General features: G+C 43.2%; 16 protein-coding genes. 7 read left to right on the forward strand and 9 right to left on the reverse strand.

Annotation, left to right across the window (positions count from 1 at the left end; all coding sequences use genetic code 11):
- Positions 1 to 12: 12 nt before the first annotated feature.
- The 3 genes from K1X66_09345 to K1X66_09355 are packed head-to-tail and all read left to right on the forward strand — an operon-like array spanning position 13 to position 2,076.
- Positions 13 to 495, forward strand: coding sequence for a hypothetical protein (locus K1X66_09345; protein ID MBX7158574.1), 483 nt, complete (start codon positions 13 to 15; stop codon positions 493 to 495).
- Positions 488 to 1,546 (forward strand): flotillin-like protein FloA, encoded by a 1,059-nt coding sequence (floA, locus tag K1X66_09350; protein MBX7158575.1) that lies wholly within the window; start codon positions 488 to 490, stop codon positions 1,544 to 1,546. The genes K1X66_09345 and floA overlap by 8 nt, the downstream gene beginning before the upstream one ends.
- 2 nt (positions 1,547 to 1,548) lie before the next feature.
- Complete coding sequence (locus K1X66_09355) at positions 1,549 to 2,076, forward strand: hypothetical protein (protein MBX7158576.1); 528 nt, start codon at positions 1,549 to 1,551, stop codon at positions 2,074 to 2,076.
- On the opposite strand, the gene rbfA is transcribed toward K1X66_09355, so the two are convergent.
- The 9 genes from rbfA to K1X66_09400 all read right to left on the reverse strand — a co-directional run bounded on the left by rbfA (position 2,073) and on the right by K1X66_09400 (position 11,008).
- On the reverse strand, positions 2,073 to 2,429 hold the full coding sequence (gene rbfA, locus K1X66_09360; GenBank protein MBX7158577.1) for a 30S ribosome-binding factor RbfA: 357 nt from the start codon (positions 2,427 to 2,429) through the stop codon (positions 2,073 to 2,075). The two genes, K1X66_09355 and rbfA, sit on opposite strands and share 4 nt — an antisense overlap.
- A gap of 52 nt (positions 2,430 to 2,481) precedes the next feature.
- Complete coding sequence (gene infB, locus K1X66_09365; GenBank protein ID MBX7158578.1) at positions 2,482 to 4,590, reverse strand: translation initiation factor IF-2; 2,109 nt, start codon at positions 4,588 to 4,590, stop codon at positions 2,482 to 2,484.
- Positions 4,591 to 4,599: 9 nt separating this feature from the next.
- Positions 4,600 to 5,850, reverse strand: a complete 1,251-nt coding sequence (nusA, locus tag K1X66_09370) for a transcription termination factor NusA (protein ID MBX7158579.1) — start codon at positions 5,848 to 5,850, stop codon at positions 4,600 to 4,602.
- A gap of 155 nt (positions 5,851 to 6,005) precedes the next feature.
- Positions 6,006 to 7,130, reverse strand: a complete 1,125-nt coding sequence (locus K1X66_09375) for an endonuclease/exonuclease/phosphatase family protein (protein ID MBX7158580.1) — start codon at positions 7,128 to 7,130, stop codon at positions 6,006 to 6,008.
- A 113-nt stretch (positions 7,131 to 7,243) separates the two neighbouring features.
- Positions 7,244 to 7,981, reverse strand: coding sequence for a 4-hydroxy-tetrahydrodipicolinate reductase (gene dapB / locus K1X66_09380; protein ID MBX7158581.1), 738 nt, complete (start codon positions 7,979 to 7,981; stop codon positions 7,244 to 7,246).
- Entirely contained in the window at positions 7,978 to 8,853 is an 876-nt protein-coding gene (gene dapA, locus K1X66_09385; protein MBX7158582.1) for a 4-hydroxy-tetrahydrodipicolinate synthase, read from the reverse strand. The genes dapB and dapA overlap by 4 nt, the downstream gene beginning before the upstream one ends.
- A 76-nt stretch (positions 8,854 to 8,929) precedes the next feature.
- The gene (locus K1X66_09390) at positions 8,930 to 9,436 is read right to left on the reverse strand and encodes a hypothetical protein (GenBank protein ID MBX7158583.1); all 507 of its coding nucleotides are present in this window, start codon (positions 9,434 to 9,436) and stop codon (positions 8,930 to 8,932) included.
- Between the two features lie 67 nt (positions 9,437 to 9,503).
- Entirely contained in the window at positions 9,504 to 10,313 is an 810-nt protein-coding gene (dapF, locus tag K1X66_09395) for a diaminopimelate epimerase (protein ID MBX7158584.1), read from the reverse strand.
- 89 nt (positions 10,314 to 10,402) lie between these two features.
- Positions 10,403 to 11,008 (reverse strand): HNH endonuclease, encoded by a 606-nt coding sequence (locus K1X66_09400; protein MBX7158585.1) that lies wholly within the window; start codon positions 11,006 to 11,008, stop codon positions 10,403 to 10,405.
- A gap of 113 nt (positions 11,009 to 11,121) precedes the next feature.
- Here K1X66_09400 and K1X66_09405 point away from each other — a divergent pair, with 113 nt between their 5' ends.
- Genes K1X66_09405 through hisD form a run of 4 tightly spaced genes read left to right on the forward strand, consistent with a single transcriptional unit; the run spans position 11,122 to position 14,694 of the window.
- The gene (locus K1X66_09405) at positions 11,122 to 11,310 is read left to right on the forward strand and encodes a PspC domain-containing protein (GenBank protein MBX7158586.1); all 189 of its coding nucleotides are present in this window, start codon (positions 11,122 to 11,124) and stop codon (positions 11,308 to 11,310) included.
- Positions 11,307 to 12,014 (forward strand): hypothetical protein, encoded by a 708-nt coding sequence (locus K1X66_09410; protein MBX7158587.1) that lies wholly within the window; start codon positions 11,307 to 11,309, stop codon positions 12,012 to 12,014. The genes K1X66_09405 and K1X66_09410 overlap by 4 nt, the downstream gene beginning before the upstream one ends.
- Positions 12,011 to 13,417: an NAD(P)/FAD-dependent oxidoreductase gene (locus tag K1X66_09415; protein ID MBX7158588.1), complete on the forward strand. Its 1,407-nt coding sequence runs from the start codon at positions 12,011 to 12,013 to the stop codon at positions 13,415 to 13,417. Before K1X66_09410 ends, K1X66_09415 begins: the two co-directional genes overlap by 4 nt.
- Positions 13,414 to 14,694, forward strand: a complete 1,281-nt coding sequence (hisD, locus tag K1X66_09420; GenBank protein MBX7158589.1) for a histidinol dehydrogenase — start codon at positions 13,414 to 13,416, stop codon at positions 14,692 to 14,694. The genes K1X66_09415 and hisD overlap by 4 nt, the downstream gene beginning before the upstream one ends.
- Positions 14,695 to 14,702: the final 8 nt, after the last annotated feature.

Below are 14,702 nucleotides of genomic sequence, written 5' to 3' on the forward strand. Positions count from 1 at the left end.
CACTCACCGATTATGGAATGGATTATTAGTCTCATTGTAGCCGGCTTTCTGCTGATTGCTTTAGAAATGTTCTTACCAGGATTAATCATCGGATGTTGCGGCGCCATTTGTCTTATCACAGCAGTCGTCATGACCTATATGAGCTACGGCGTTCAAACCGGCACGTGGACATTAGCCGGAGTGATTATTGGAGGATTAATCTTTACCATTTTTTGGATGAAAAATTTTTCCCGCTTTGCTATGGGCCGCAAATTAATTTTAGACCGCTCCATTCAAGGCACCAGCCCTGCAGAATTTGCTTCCGATTTAAAGGGCGCTGAAGGTGTGGCGCTCACCTCACTGCGCCCTTCAGGCACTGCGCTCATTCAAGGAAAGCGTTACGACGTGGTCACAGAAGGTCGCTGGATTGAATCAGGAGCAAAATTAAAAGTTGTGGAAATGGAAAGGAACCGCATAATTGTAAGAAATATCGAAAAGGAAACCGCTCATGATTAATCACTTTTTTCCCCTCCTCCAAATTTCTAGCATTGCGCTTTTTATTGGCTTTGCCGTCTTAGCTGTCATCGCCATTGTTTTTGTTGTTATTTTACTCAACTTCTTTGGCGTTTGGATTCGCGCTATCCTTGCCAAAGCACCTGTCACCATCGCAAATTTAATTGGCATGCGCCTTCGACGCGTGCCTTTAGCTATGATCGTTGACGCTCGCATTACAGCAGTAAAAGCCGGTATCGATATCGAAAGTGACGAACTCGAAGCCCATTATCTCGCTGGTGGCAACGTTTTATTCGTAGTCGCTGCGCTCATCGCTGCAAAAAAAGCCGGCATCACCTTAGAATTTGACCGCGCCTGCGCCATTGATCTCGCTGTCAAAGGCACCAACAAAAGCGTGATTGAAGCCGTCCAAACCAGCGTGAATCCTAAAGTCATCGATTGCCCTGCTGCAAGCAGTGGCAAACAAACCATCGATGGTGTGGCCAAAGACGGAATCGCAGTCAAAGCCAAAGCGCGTGTTACCGTACGCACAAATCTCGACCGTTTTGTTGGCGGAGCAACCGAAGAAACAATCATCGCGCGAGTTGGTGAAGGCATTGTTACCTCAATTGGTTCTTCAGAAAGCTATAAAATTGTTTTAGAAAATCCCGATCGTATTTCTAAAACTGTTTTGGAAAAAGGATTGGATTCTGGCACCGCTTTCGAAATCCTATCTATTGATATTGCTGATGTCGACATCGGTGAAAACGTGGGTGCTAAACTTCAAACTGAACAAGCCGAAGCTGATAAGCAAGTGGCTCAAGCCAAGGCCGAGGTGCGACGCGCTGCCGCTGTTGCCTTGGAACAAGAAATGGTGGCTCGCATTCAGGAAATGAAAGCCAAAGTGGTAGAAGCAGAAGCGTTAGTGCCCCAAGCCATGGCGGAAGCTTTTCGCAATGGCAACCTCGGAATTCTAGATTATCAACGCATCAAAAATATTCAGGCCGACACTCAAATGCGCAGTTCCATTGCTCAACCTGACAATAAAGGAAATAGCAATCCCAAACACCAATAGACATGGACCGTTTTCCTTTTGATCAGCTCCTCACATTTCTTGTTTTTTTAATTATCGCCCTTAGCCAAATTTGGACAAAACTGCGGGAACAAAAAAAACAAAAAGAAAAAAGCTTGCATCGCAAAATAACATCGTCTCCTTCACGTCCAAGAACTTTAGAAAAAAAATTACCTCAACCTGTTAACGATCTTTTAGAAGCTTTGGGTATTCCGCCTCATGAATTAACCCCTCCCCCAATCCAAAAATCGCCCTCTCTTCCACCACCAAGAGTTGAAACTAAAAAAATTCCAACTCCGTCACCTCGAGTTGCTAAAGTTAAATCTTTCTTACCATCTACTCCTCAACCCGTTTTGATTACAAAAATTAAAGAAGGAAAAATAACACCACGCCCTATTTTGGAAAATTTGCCTTCCAATGCTCTTCATCAAAAACTTAAACAAGTTTTAAGTGATAGAAAACAGATCCAACAAGCCATCCTACTAAACGAAATTTTAAGTCCACCCAAAGCTCTGTCATCAGATTTTCCTTAAGAATTTTCTGCGGAACCTTCTAACTCATCCAAAATTTGAAGAAGTCGAGTGCCTCGCTCTACAGAGTGGTCTACTTTAAAATGCAATGCGGGCGTAAATTTCATCGTCACTCGACGCGAAACTAAATGCTGAATTTCGCCACGCTTTTGATTAATCGCATCAAACGCCGCTTCTTGCTCCTTAACTGTGCCACCCAAAAAACTTAGGAAAACATCGGCACTTTTTAAATCGGACTTCACCTCTACACCCGTTATCGTGAGTAAAATTTTCTGCATCGGCACAACTTTAGGAATAATCATCGCCAATTCACGCCGCATCACCTCATTAACTCGCTCCATTCGATGTGAACCCATACTTAATTATACTCCAACTATTTTGCTGTGAGAGTTCGCTTCTCGCAAACTATTAAAGTTGTTGCGGCGTTTTTTCTAATTGATAACACTCAATCACGTCACCAACTTCGTAATCGCTAAAATCGCCTAAACGAATACCGCACTCCAAACCGCTTCGCACTTCATTGACTTCATCCTGAAAACGTTTCAACGTAACAATCCCGCCATCATAAATGGGTTGTCGATTGCGCAACACACGCGCGCGCCCACTTTTGGTCACACGTCCGCTTTGCACCATACAACCGGCTACTGGGAATTTTGATAAACGAATTACCTGCTTGCATATCGCAGTCCCCAATGTCGTTTCTCTCAAAACAGGATCCAGCAGACCCGCCATTGCTTCTTTAACCTGATCGATTAACTCATAGATAATACTGTAAAGTTTAATCTGAACTTCCTCTCGCTTGGCCGCGCCTGCCGCAACGTTTTCCGTTTTGGTGTTAAATCCAATAACTACAGCATTCGAAGCTGATGCCAACATCACATCGGATTCAGTAATCGGTCCAACTCCTTTGTAAATGATTTCGATGCCTACTTTTTCACTCTTAATTTGCATTAGAGCGTCATGAATCGCCTCTACAGAACCTTGTACATCACCCTTTAAAACAATCGATAAAGCTTTGCGATCGTTCTCTTGCAATGTTTCAAAAATATTTTCCAATGTCACCCGTTTTTTCACTTCCAAACGACCCAACCGTTTTTGCGATTGTCGTTCTTCTGACAAAGTTCGTGCCTCCCGTTCACTTTCCATTTCGATAAATGCTTCACCCGCCAAAGGCACTCCTGAAAAACCTAAAACTTTAACAGGCGTTGAAGGTCCAGCCGATTTCACCGCTTTACCTTTGTCATCAAATAATGATTTCACTTTACCCCAATAATCACCGCAAATAAAGGGATCTCCCACTTCCAAACTACCACTTTGCACCAAAACCGTAGCAATAGCGCCGCGTCCTTGTTCCAACTGCGCTTCAATGACTGTTCCCTTAGCCAGTCCTTTAGGGTTGGCTTTCAATTCCAAAACTTCGGCTAGAACAGACATGTTTTCAAGCAATCGATCAATGCCGGTTTTCTTAGTGGCAGACACTTCACAAACAATTGTTTCTCCACCCCATTCTTCGGGTTGCAGTCCTTGTTCTTGTAATTGTCCCTTAACTCGATTGGAATCAGCGCCAGGCAAATCCATTTTATTTAAAGCCACCATAATTTTTACACCTGCCGCTTTGGCATGTGCGATAGCTTCCAAAGTTTGCGGCATCAAACCATCGTCCGCAGCAACCACTAAAACTACAATATCCGTTACATTCGCGCCCCGCGCGCGCATAGCCGAAAACGCCGCATGCCCCGGAGTATCGAGAAAAGTGATTTTATGACCATTGCTTTCCGCTGTATAAGCGCCAATATGTTGCGTGATACCTCCAGCCTCGCCTCTGGCCACTTGAGTTTGACGAATCGCGTCCATCAAAGAAGTTTTTCCATGATCAACATGTCCCATGAATGCAATTACTGGAGCACGAGGCGCTAAGATTTCTTTTGCTTCTTCTATGGGAGTTGGCGCTGGTTTCTCTTTAGGCTTCTGAACCGCTGCTTCATGATCGCGTTTTTCGATTTCAAACGTGTAGCCACGTTTTTCACAAAGCCTCCGAGCAACATCCACTTCCAACGTTTGATTCAATGCAGCAAAAATATTCATCTCCATCAAATCATGCACAAGCTGATAAGGTTTGCAGTTAAGTCGACCCGCTAAATCTTTAACAATAATCGGCGGCTTCATCACCACGCGCTTATCTTCAACTTCATCCGCCTTGTTTTCAGAAATTTCAACAGGTTTAACAATCAAACTTTCCTTTTTTTCAGACTCCAAAGAAACAGTGTCCTTCTTTTCTAAAACAACCGAACTTTTAGTTGGTTCTTCAACCGTAATAGGTTTTGTCGAAACCGGTTTATCATCTAAAGTTTTTTCTCTAAGAACTCCTTCAACTTCACCTTTAGTTTTTTTACGTGAAACTGTTTTCGAAGCAGTTGCTTTTTTAGTAACGGTTTTTGTTTCTTTTTTAGACGCACCCGTAGTGGCAGAATTGCTTTTGGCTTTTCCACTTTTCGTTTTAGAGGGTTTAGGTGCCATCGGCATAATTTATGAAGCTTTCTCTTTCAGTTTCTCCAGGGCTTGTTTAATTTTTTCCACTGCGTCTTCATCGGGAATCGCCCCTGCAATATCCTCAATGTCAACTTCCTGTAAACTCTCCAAATTCGGGAACCCGGCTACTACTGCAGCTTTGGCAATTTCCATGTCCACTTGCAATTCCTTAGCTAATTCGCTCGCTGCTTTTTGAACTTTTTCCGCAAACTGTTCTTTTTGCGTTTCATCTCGTTTGACATCAATTTCCCAACCGGTCAAACGTTGAGTCAATCGCGCATTTTGGCCTCGTTTGCCAATCGCTAAAGCTAAATTTTCATCATCCACAGTTGCAATAACTTTTTTATTCGCTTCGTCAAATTCCAAACTTTTGAGTTTCGCAGGCTTCATCGCTTCAACAACCAACTCTCGAATATTATCAGACCATCGAAAAATATCGACACGTTCATTATTCAATTCACGAACAATATTTTTTACCCGTGAGCCGCGAATCCCCACGCAAGCGCCCACTGGATCCACTTTTTCCTGTTTGGACCACACAGCAATTTTAGTTCGATAACCCGCTTCGCGAGCCATGGCTTTGATTTCTACTGTGCCATTAGCCAATTCATTGCACTCCAATTCAAACAATCGTCTTACAAAATTTTCGTGACTCCGCGTTAAAATAATCTGCGGACCCCGCGGTGTTAATTCTACACTCGAAACCAATGCTCGGACTCGGTCGCCAATTTGATACTCTTCCGTTGCCACCCGTTCGCTTTGCGGCATAATCGCTTCAAATTTACCCAAATCTACATATACGTCCGATTTCACAAAACGTCTCACCACACCGGTAACAATATCGCCCGCACGATTTTTAAATTCATCGTAAATCATGCGTTTTTCTTCACCGCGCAATGCTTGCATGATACCTTGCTTCACAGCTTGTGCGGCAATACGCCCCATATCTTTTGGCGTAACTTCAATCTCATAAGTCTGCCCCAACAAACAACCCGGCATACGCTTACGAGCATCCACTAAACTAATTTGCTCGAATGGCTCTTTCACGTGCGAAACCACAGTTAAACGCGCAAACGCTTTAATATCACCTGTTTTTCGATCAATTTTAACCTTTAAATCGCGAGCAGGCCCCTGACTTTTTAGCGTCGCCGCTAAAATTGCCGATTCCACAACAGAAAAAAGCGTTTCTTTCGAAATGCCTTTATCCCGTTCTAACTGCTCCAATACTGCTAAAAATTCTGCATTCATATTTTTTTCTCCAAAAACACAAAAAGCGGGCAGCCTTAATTGGACCCCCACTTTTCACGTCCGAAGCAACTCTTAGTATAGAAGAGCATCAAAGCATCTGTCAAGAGCCGTAAAAACCCCTTAGCAAAACGTTTTAAGACGACTTTCGTACTGCCTTAATGAGAAGATTGAATTTTTTCTTTGTGAATCACGACTTGAGAAATGCTGGAGGTTGCAAGCGATAAATTTGTCGCCAAAAAAGTAGCCACTAAAGGGCGATGATCTGAAGCATGACTCCACTTTAAAGATTCTGAATCATCTCCTTTTTCGCGATAAACATAAGACTTTTTCTCGTCTTCAACAAATTCGTGCATGAGTCCATCGCTTACTATCATGTAATCAATCAAGTTATAAGCTTTTTCCGGATAATGAAAATGTGTCCATTCGTCGCCTAAATAATCTTTCAAAGGCAAACGATGCGTTAAAACCGGACTGCCTCTGTTACCCAACAAAGTTCGAATGGCAGGGCTAGTAATAATATCATTCAAATCTCCCATCACGATCAAATTGACTTCCTTATTTTCATCATAACGCTCCATCATATGGCTGCGTAAAAGAAGAGCTTCATTACGTCGAATAATATCTTCACCAAACTCGCGCGTCTTGGGATCATTTAAATTAGGTGCAGGGCGTTTTGATTTTAAATGCGCTACAAAAACTTCAATTTGATAATGTGGATTAATTTCAATAATGGCATCGATAAATCCCCGTTCCGATCGTCGTGTAATAATTTTATCTTTCCATTTTCCATCAACCTGCTGCTTAACATGCATCGTAAAAGCATCTTTATTAAGATCGATAGTTTTTGTAATAGGATAACGACTCAACAAAAGATTTTGCGCGCGCTTATCCTCTCCAATTACTGTAGCCATGTAAGGATAATCCACTCCTGCTTTTTTTAAAGCATTTCGAATGGACTTAATATTAGCATCATCAGGAGTCCTCAAAACCTCCATCAAACCCAAAATGTCTGGATTAATTTTTTTGATAATGGTCACAACCGCTTCGCATTCTTCAGCGGGTTTCATCATATTATTAACTTTAGATTCCCCGATCCAACGATCCGTTTTCCCCCAATTTTCAACATTATAACAAGCAATCGTTACCGAAGTGCCGTTCGGGGCTTTTTTGTGTGCTGAAGCAGTAGAATCTTTCTTTTCAGATTCATCATTCGCGCCATATAAAAAAAAGCCCATCGAAAAAAACAGGGACAAAATTAAACTGAGAAAACGTTTCATCATGTGATAACTTAAAATGATAATAAATTAGAAACAATTAATTTTATTCTATTCAAAAAAAATTTTATTGCAGAAATTTTTTTAAATTCTGAATCAATACCAGCTCCAATAATCACTTAACGAAGCCCCAGCACATCTTGCATATCATAAAGACCCGGTTGCTGATCCATTATCCAATGCGCCGCACGCAACGCGCCTTGCGCAAACGTCTCACGCGAAGAAGCCCGATGACTCAGCTCAACTCTTTCACCCACTGCCGCAAAAATCACGGTGTGATCTCCCACCACATCCCCTCCACGAATGGCATGCATACCAATCTCGCTTTTAGCTCTTTCTCCTATTAATCCATAACGCCCATGTCTTACATCTCGTTCATACTGCAACTTTCGAACACCACACAAGATTTCCGCCAGGTGCTTTGCTGTTCCACTGGGAGCATCCTTTTTGAGATGATGATGCATTTCCAACACCTCTAGATCAAAATTAGGCCCCAAAATTTCAGCCGCTTTTCGAGTTAACCAAAACAGCGTATTCACCCCTACCGAAAAATTCGGTGCAAACACAATCGGAATAGCTTTAGCGCGATTTCCCACCGCTTCGATCTCTTTCGGCGTGTGACCAGTAGTGCCGATTACCAAAGGCACACTACATTGCCTTGCCTGTTCTGCTACTTGCGTCGTAATGGTATGCACACTAAAATCAATTATCACATCGCAAGCCTCCAACCCCTTTTCCAAATCATCCCCCTGATCCAACGCCCCCTCGACCTGAAATCCTGCCGGTTCAGCTAATTGCAACAAAGCTTTTCCCATTCGCCCTTTAGCGCCCACAATTCCCAATTTAGGCAAACTCATAACCAATCTCCTTCATGCAATGTTGTTTCTAGTCGAGCGCGGGTTTCCGATTGCATGGGAACCATCGGCAAACGATACTCTTCCACAATCCAACCTTTCATCGCCAAAGCTGCTTTAATTGGCATAGGATTGGTTTCAATAAATAAATCACGGAAAATAGGCATTAATTTTTTCTCCAATGCCTCGGCCTGCGCCGATTCGCCCTCCTGTTGTGCGCGAACCATATCGCTCACCTCTCGCGGTAAAAGATTCGATGCAACACTAATCACACCCACCGCACCTTCACGCATGAAAGGCAACGTTAACGCATCATCACCCGATAAAATAGTGAAGGATTCCGGGCAGCTCTTTTTCAGTGGAGCAATTCTTTCTACCTTACCGCCTGCTTCTTTAATGCACACCACATTTTTAAAATCGCTTGCCAATCTTGCCACAGTTTCCACAGCAATTTCCACCACACACCGCCCAGGAATACTATACAGAACTATGGGCAATTTCGTAGCGCTCGCAATAGCGGCAAAATGTTGATAAAGCCCTTCTTGAGTTGGCTTATTGTAATAAGGCGCTACTTGCAAGGAAGCGTCTGCACCTGCTTTTTCGGCCGCTTGCGTTAACTCCATCGCTTCTTGTGTAGCGTTTGAACCTGTACCCGCGATCACCTGACAACGACCCGCAACCTTCTCTACACAAAATCGAATCACTTCTATATGTTCTTCATGTGATAAAGTCGGCGACTCACCCGTCGTTCCCACGGGCACCACCCCATCCACTTTGCCTTCAATCTGTTTTTCCAGCAAGGCCTCCAAAGCCGTCCAATCCACTTGCCCTTGGCGAAAAGGCGTAACCAGCGCAGTATGAGTTCCTGTAAACATAAAGATGTCTTCATAAATAATCCTTAGCTAGGCGGCAAGATTTTTTATGATGAAAAATCCAAACTCCACTCTTCTGTCATCCTCGGGCTTGACCAAAGGATCCAATTTTCTCTGGATGACTCGACTGAATATAACCCCAAACCTCGCCAAGACCCGGTGACAGCCCGGAAAAGCTAATAGTAATCAATGGAAAACCAAGTGAGGGATTCGTCTTTGCCAATAACCGCTTGTGTGAAGGCAAGCGCAACAAATAAATACTAGGGTCAAGAACCTCCACACAAAGGAACCGCGCCGAGCTCACCGACCCAATCCATAAAGATACAATATCACTCCATTGAATTATACCAAATGTTGATGAACGAAGGTCGTGAATACCTATCTCGTCCACAATGACCGATGGACCACTGCGAAACAACTGTGCAAGTATTGCAATAAAACATAACCCAAAAAACACTGAACCAGTCCAGCCCACAATTTGTGCCTTCAGATTCGGCAGGGTAGTGCAAAACCAAGAAACACCTAGCATAAGAATTCCCAGACAGGCTAAACCAAGTATCTTTGAGATGGAGGTGTGACAACGCATACCTAACATTTATTAAACAACACAAAGCGAATATTCCCTTGAGTTTCGTTCATCCTCTCAAAACACCTCAAACCTCCACCTCACCTTGAAACACAAAAGTAGCCGGTCCTTTTAAAGTAACCTCTTCAAAAGTATTACCTTTTTGCTTAAAATTCACTTCTAAAATATCGCCACCTTGCACTTTTACTTGCATCGGCAAAGTCACTTTTCGAACCAAATGCGAAACAATTGCACTCGCCACCATTCCCGTGCCACAAGCCAATGTTTCCCCTTCGACCCCGCGCTCATAAGTGCGCACACGTATCATGTTCTCACCTAATTTTTGCACAAAATTTACGTTGGTCCCTTTCGGCTGATAATCCATATGAAAACGAATTTCTCGCCCCAACTCCTCAACTTTAGCCGCCTCAATCTCTCCAACAAAAAGAATCGCGTGCGGCACGCCCGTGTTGCAATGATGAACCCCGTAACTACCCGACTCCAGAGTAATAGTTTTATTTAATTCAATCTCTTGCGGTTGAGTCATATTAATCGTAACAAGATCTCCCTCAAACGAAGCTCGAATCAAGCCGGCCGGCGTCTCAAACGAAATCGCAGAATCCTGATTGGCTAACTGCGAAGCATAACGCGCAAAACAGCGCGCACCATTACCACACATCTCCGCCTCGCCGCCATCTGCATTATAATAACGCATGCGAAAATCCGCTTCTCCATTTAAGGGCGCTTCCACCAATAATAGCCCATCTGCACCCACACCAAAATGGCGATGACACAAAGTTGCGATCTGACTTTTCGAAAAATGCAACACTCCTCGACGATTATCCATCAAGATAAAATCGTTTCCCGCACCTGACATTTTAGTAAAAGCGACTTTCATTTTTAAACCTACCATTTGATCTCATATCCTGTTAGATGAAATTAACAGAAATACAACGGCTTTTATTTGGGTTGAGATTTCGCGACTTTTTAACCTAACTCCACATTCCAATAAGCCAGATCTAAAAAGTGTTTCCAAGATTCTTCCACCTGTTTCGAAAAACTCATATGCAAAACAGGGCGCCAACGCGGCCGTTGCGGCTTACGAATCAAACGCATTGAAGCCTCTTGAGGCGTGCGATTCCCCTTCTTCGTATTGCAAGCAATGCACGAACAAACAATATTTTCCCAAGTCATCTTGCCACCGCGGTCTCGAGGAATGACATGATCCAAATTCAATTCATCGCGATCAAAAATTTCGCCACAATATTGGCATCGATTTTTATCGCGCTCATAAATATTTTGCCGAGTAAATTTCACTTCCTTTCTTGGAAAGCGATCATAAAATAATAAAACAATCACTTTAGGAATACGAATTTTCAAAGAAATCGCTCGCACGACATCAGTACCTGTATAATCCTGAGAAAAATCGTGCCACTCCCGATAACCAAATGTTCGAAAATCATTACCCACACCATCCACCACTTGAGCATGACCTCCATATAACAAGATAAAAGCCCGACGCACCGTGCAAATATTCACGGCTTGCCACAATCGGTTCAGCACCAAAACCTGTTGACTTAATAAGCCAGTCATAAATCACAATCTCTTTAGATCGCTTTAAGGTGTAGCAAAATTTATGCAAAATACAAGTCGATGTCTTAAGTAAAAATTGTTTCTCAAGCAAAAAATGGTAAATTATGAACACTATGAAAAAACTTACTCTCTCTCAGACTGACAAAAAACTTTGTGGCGTTTGTGGAGGTCTTGCTGCCTATTTTGAATTAGATTCAACTATAGTCAGAGTCATTTGGATCATCGTTTCTCTATTTACAGGCATCGTGCTTGGTGTTATAGCCTACCTTCTTTGTGCACTCTTGATTCCTAAAAATGTATGAAAAACGGTTTAGCTTTTTTGATTTTTTTCGGTCTTTTTTTCACGCTTCATGGCGAAGAACAACAATCGCATGGTCTTGACTTCGAGCGCAAAGTCATCGATCAAATGCTGGGTCGAACTTATACTGAAGAATGGGATATCCCTGCCGCCGCCAATCGAATTCATCCCAACGTTCCAGGCTCCATCAAATTCATCAAATGGAACAATGCCATTTATTTGGGCGATGCTTTGCGCCAAATCACCATCACCAAACCCTTTGAACTTGTCGTTGGCTTTTATGATATTGCTCCAAGCCAAAAAGCGCTTCAGGTTTTAGCCGTTCACTCCATCATTATTCAACCCGAAAAATGGCGAGAACTTTGGGGCAGTGTTAAACCGCAAGACATTCAAAAACTTCAAGCCATTGCAAAAATAGAAAGTATTGAAGAAGCTCGCGAAGCTGCGAAAAAAGAAGCCGCGCGACTTCGCAGTTTAAGTGGTGGCATGGATATTAACCCCAAGATTAATTCCGAACAACGCCGCATTCAATGCTCCATTCCCTTTGCCATGTTTTACCGCGTTTTTCTCAAAGACTCACAACCGGAACCACAAAAAGAACCTATGCTTTGGGGACGACCCTTTCCGCATTTCATTCCCATTGGCGAACGATCTCGAGAAGCGCTAGAGAACACCAATTCCGCTTCGACCCATGCTAATCAAGAATGAAGAATTGTGACCTTGCCGTCATTGGTGCCGGCAGCGCGGGTTATGCGGCTGCTCGTACCGCTTCAAAATTAGGCGCAAAAGTCGTGCTCATCGATGGCGCCAAACAGTTAGGCGGCCTTTGCATTCTGCGCGGCTGCATGCCTTCCAAAGCGCTTTTGGAATCCAGCCACCGCTTGCATGAAATACAACGTGCACCAGAATTCGGTCTTCAAGTCCAATCAGCCAAACCCAATTTAACACAAATCCTAAAGCGAAAAAAAAAGTTAATTCAAGAATTTGCCAATTATCGCGCTCAAGAAATTACCCATAATACTTTCACTTTTATTCCTGGCCATGCCAGTTTTTTGGATTCTCAACATCTCCGCATTCAAAACGAAAAAAAAACGCAAACATTAAAATTTAAAAAAGCATTAATCGCTACAGGATCAGTCATTAACACAACGTCTTTTTCTGGCCTCCAAAAAACAGGTTATTTTACCAGTGATGAAGCCCTTGAAATGACGCGTTACCCCAAAACACTAGCAGTTTTAGGAGGCGGAGCGATTGCATTGGAACTTGCACAACATTTTGCCCGACTCGGCACTCAAGTCATAATCATTCAACGCAGCAAACAACTTCTTTCCGACACTGATGATGATCTGGCTCAAGTCTTAGAAAATGTTTTGCTTCGAGAAAACATTACCATTTTCACAAACACCCAACTCTTGCGATTCGAAAAAATCAAAAATAAAAAACAGATCACCTTTCGCCATCACAACCAATTACGAAAAGTTCAAGTCGACGATATTTTCTACGCCTTAGGTCGTCGCCCCAATCTAGACACTCTCAATCTTGAAAAAATTGGCATCCACCTGAACCACGGAAAAATCAAGGTAAACTTGCAGATGCAAACTAAACTACCACATATCTATGCCGCAGGCGATGCCACAGGCATTCATGAAATTGTGCACATTGCTATCGAACAAGGTGAAATTGCCGCTAACAATGCCCTCACAAAAAATAAGCGATCTTGGAATCCTAATTTAAAAATTTTTGGTCTTTTTACCGAGCCCCAACTCGCCACCGTCGGCCATAGCGAAAAAGAACTACAACAAAAAAAAATTAACTATCAAACGGCTCGCTATCCTTTCAATGACCACGGTAAAGCTTTAATCCAAGGCACAACCGACGGCTTCGTCAAACTCATGTGTCACGCCAAAACCGGAAAACTGTTAGGCGCCGCCATCGTTGGTCCGCATGCCACCGATTTGATTCATGAACTGGCAGTTGTTCTTTATTATCATGGCACCGTTCAGGAACTCGCAACCATCCCTCACTACCATCCCACTCTCGCGGAAATAATTACCTATCCCGCAGAAGAATTAGTCGTTAGTATAAAAAAAACGAAAAAGAAAAAAAGATAAAGATTGTGAAACTCTTAACTTATACTCAATCCGCTTACAAAAATTGGAAAAAGCAAATCGACCGCGTGGCCATTCCCAGCAACGCCATTTCACGAACCGTTTTGACTATTTTGCAAGAAGTAGAAAAAAAAGGAGATGCCGCAGTTTTTCATTATACCAAAAAATTTGATAAAATCTCATTAAAAGAAACTCTTTTACGCACGAAACCTCAAACACCTTCCCCCACCATTTTAAATGCTCTCAAACGCGCTAAAAAAAATATCGAACATTTCTCGCATCGTGGCATGCCTAAAACCTGGCAAACCACCAATGCCGAAGGCGCTAAAGTGGGAGAAATTTATCATCCCCTACAACGTGTCGGCATCTACATTCCCGGCGGCACCGCACCACTGGTTTCCACTTCGCTCATGACTATCACCCTCGCTGCCGCTGCCGGTTGTCCTGAGATTGTTGTTGCTACTCCTCCGCCCGTAAATTCCGTTCTTCATTTTGCTATTCGTTTTGCAGGCGCTACAGAAATTCATCAAATAGGCGGCGCACAAGCCATCGGAGCCTTAGCTTTCGGCACAAAAAAAATAAAAAAAGTTCAAAAAATTTTCGGCCCTGGTAATGCCTTTGTCAATGAAGCCAAACGCCAGGTTGTTGGCCACGTCGCCATCGATCAACTTCCTGGCCCCAGTGAAATCATGATCATTGCTGATGAAAGTGCACATCCCGAATTTATTGCTGCCGACCTTCTCGCACAAGCGGAACATGGCGCAGACAGTTCAGCCATTCTTCTGACCCCCTCGATAAAAATAAGAGATGCCACACATCAAGCCATTCAACGACAACTTCAAACTCTTTCTCGAAAAAATATTTTAGCCCAATCCCTTGCCCGCTGCGCTTGCTTGGTGCAAACGCGCAATCTTTCTGAAGCCATGGAAATCGCTAACCTTTACGCTCCAGAACATCTTTCCTTGCAACTCAAATCACCCAAAACATGGATTCTACATCTAAAAAATGCAGGCGCAATATTCCTCGGCTCCTACTCTCCCGTTGTAGCCGGCGATTTTGTAGCGGGTCCCAGCCACACCCTTCCCACGGGCGGAGCGGGCAAATCCTTTAGCGGCCTCACGATTGATCAATTTTTCCGTCGCACCAGCCTTATCGAATATTCGAAAAATTCTCTCGAAAAAATTGCTCTCACTATCGAAACCTTAACTCAGCTTGAAAAATTAGACGCGCATCAACTTTCCGCGCAAATTCGATTTCGCTCGCCAAAATCTAAGCGCTAAAGAATCAT

It is taken from the genome of Verrucomicrobiia bacterium (assembly GCA_019694135.1).
Lineage (GTDB): Bacteria > Verrucomicrobiota > Verrucomicrobiia > JADLBR01 > JAIBCM01 > JAIBCM01.

Excerpts from the sequence above, each read along its gene's own strand:
- K1X66_09355 (MBX7158576.1), top strand. The coding sequence starts at position 1,549 with ATGGACCGTTTTCCTTTTGATCAGCTCCTCACATTTCTTGTTTTTTTA.
- rbfA (MBX7158577.1), bottom strand. The coding sequence starts at position 2,429 with ATGGGTTCACATCGAATGGAGCGAGTTAATGAGGTGATGCGGCGTGAA.
- K1X66_09410 (MBX7158587.1), top strand. The coding sequence starts at position 11,307 with ATGAAAAACGGTTTAGCTTTTTTGATTTTTTTCGGTCTTTTTTTCACG.
- infB (MBX7158578.1), bottom strand. The coding sequence starts at position 4,590 with ATGGCACCTAAACCCTCTAAAACGAAAAGTGGAAAAGCCAAAAGCAAT.
- K1X66_09375 (MBX7158580.1), bottom strand. The coding sequence starts at position 7,130 with ATGATGAAACGTTTTCTCAGTTTAATTTTGTCCCTGTTTTTTTCGATG.
- K1X66_09390 (MBX7158583.1), bottom strand. The coding sequence starts at position 9,436 with ATGCGTTGTCACACCTCCATCTCAAAGATACTTGGTTTAGCCTGTCTG.
- floA (MBX7158575.1), top strand. The coding sequence starts at position 488 with ATGATTAATCACTTTTTTCCCCTCCTCCAAATTTCTAGCATTGCGCTT.
- K1X66_09345 (MBX7158574.1), top strand. The coding sequence starts at position 13 with ATGGAATGGATTATTAGTCTCATTGTAGCCGGCTTTCTGCTGATTGCT.
- nusA (MBX7158579.1), bottom strand. The coding sequence starts at position 5,850 with ATGAATGCAGAATTTTTAGCAGTATTGGAGCAGTTAGAACGGGATAAA.
- K1X66_09405 (MBX7158586.1), top strand. The coding sequence starts at position 11,122 with ATGAAAAAACTTACTCTCTCTCAGACTGACAAAAAACTTTGTGGCGTT.
- K1X66_09415 (MBX7158588.1), top strand. The coding sequence starts at position 12,011 with ATGAAGAATTGTGACCTTGCCGTCATTGGTGCCGGCAGCGCGGGTTAT.
- dapA (MBX7158582.1), bottom strand. The coding sequence starts at position 8,853 with ATGTTTACAGGAACTCATACTGCGCTGGTTACGCCTTTTCGCCAAGGG.
- K1X66_09400 (MBX7158585.1), bottom strand. The coding sequence starts at position 11,008 with ATGACTGGCTTATTAAGTCAACAGGTTTTGGTGCTGAACCGATTGTGG.
- dapB (MBX7158581.1), bottom strand. The coding sequence starts at position 7,981 with ATGAGTTTGCCTAAATTGGGAATTGTGGGCGCTAAAGGGCGAATGGGA.
- dapF (MBX7158584.1), bottom strand. The coding sequence starts at position 10,313 with ATGAAAGTCGCTTTTACTAAAATGTCAGGTGCGGGAAACGATTTTATC.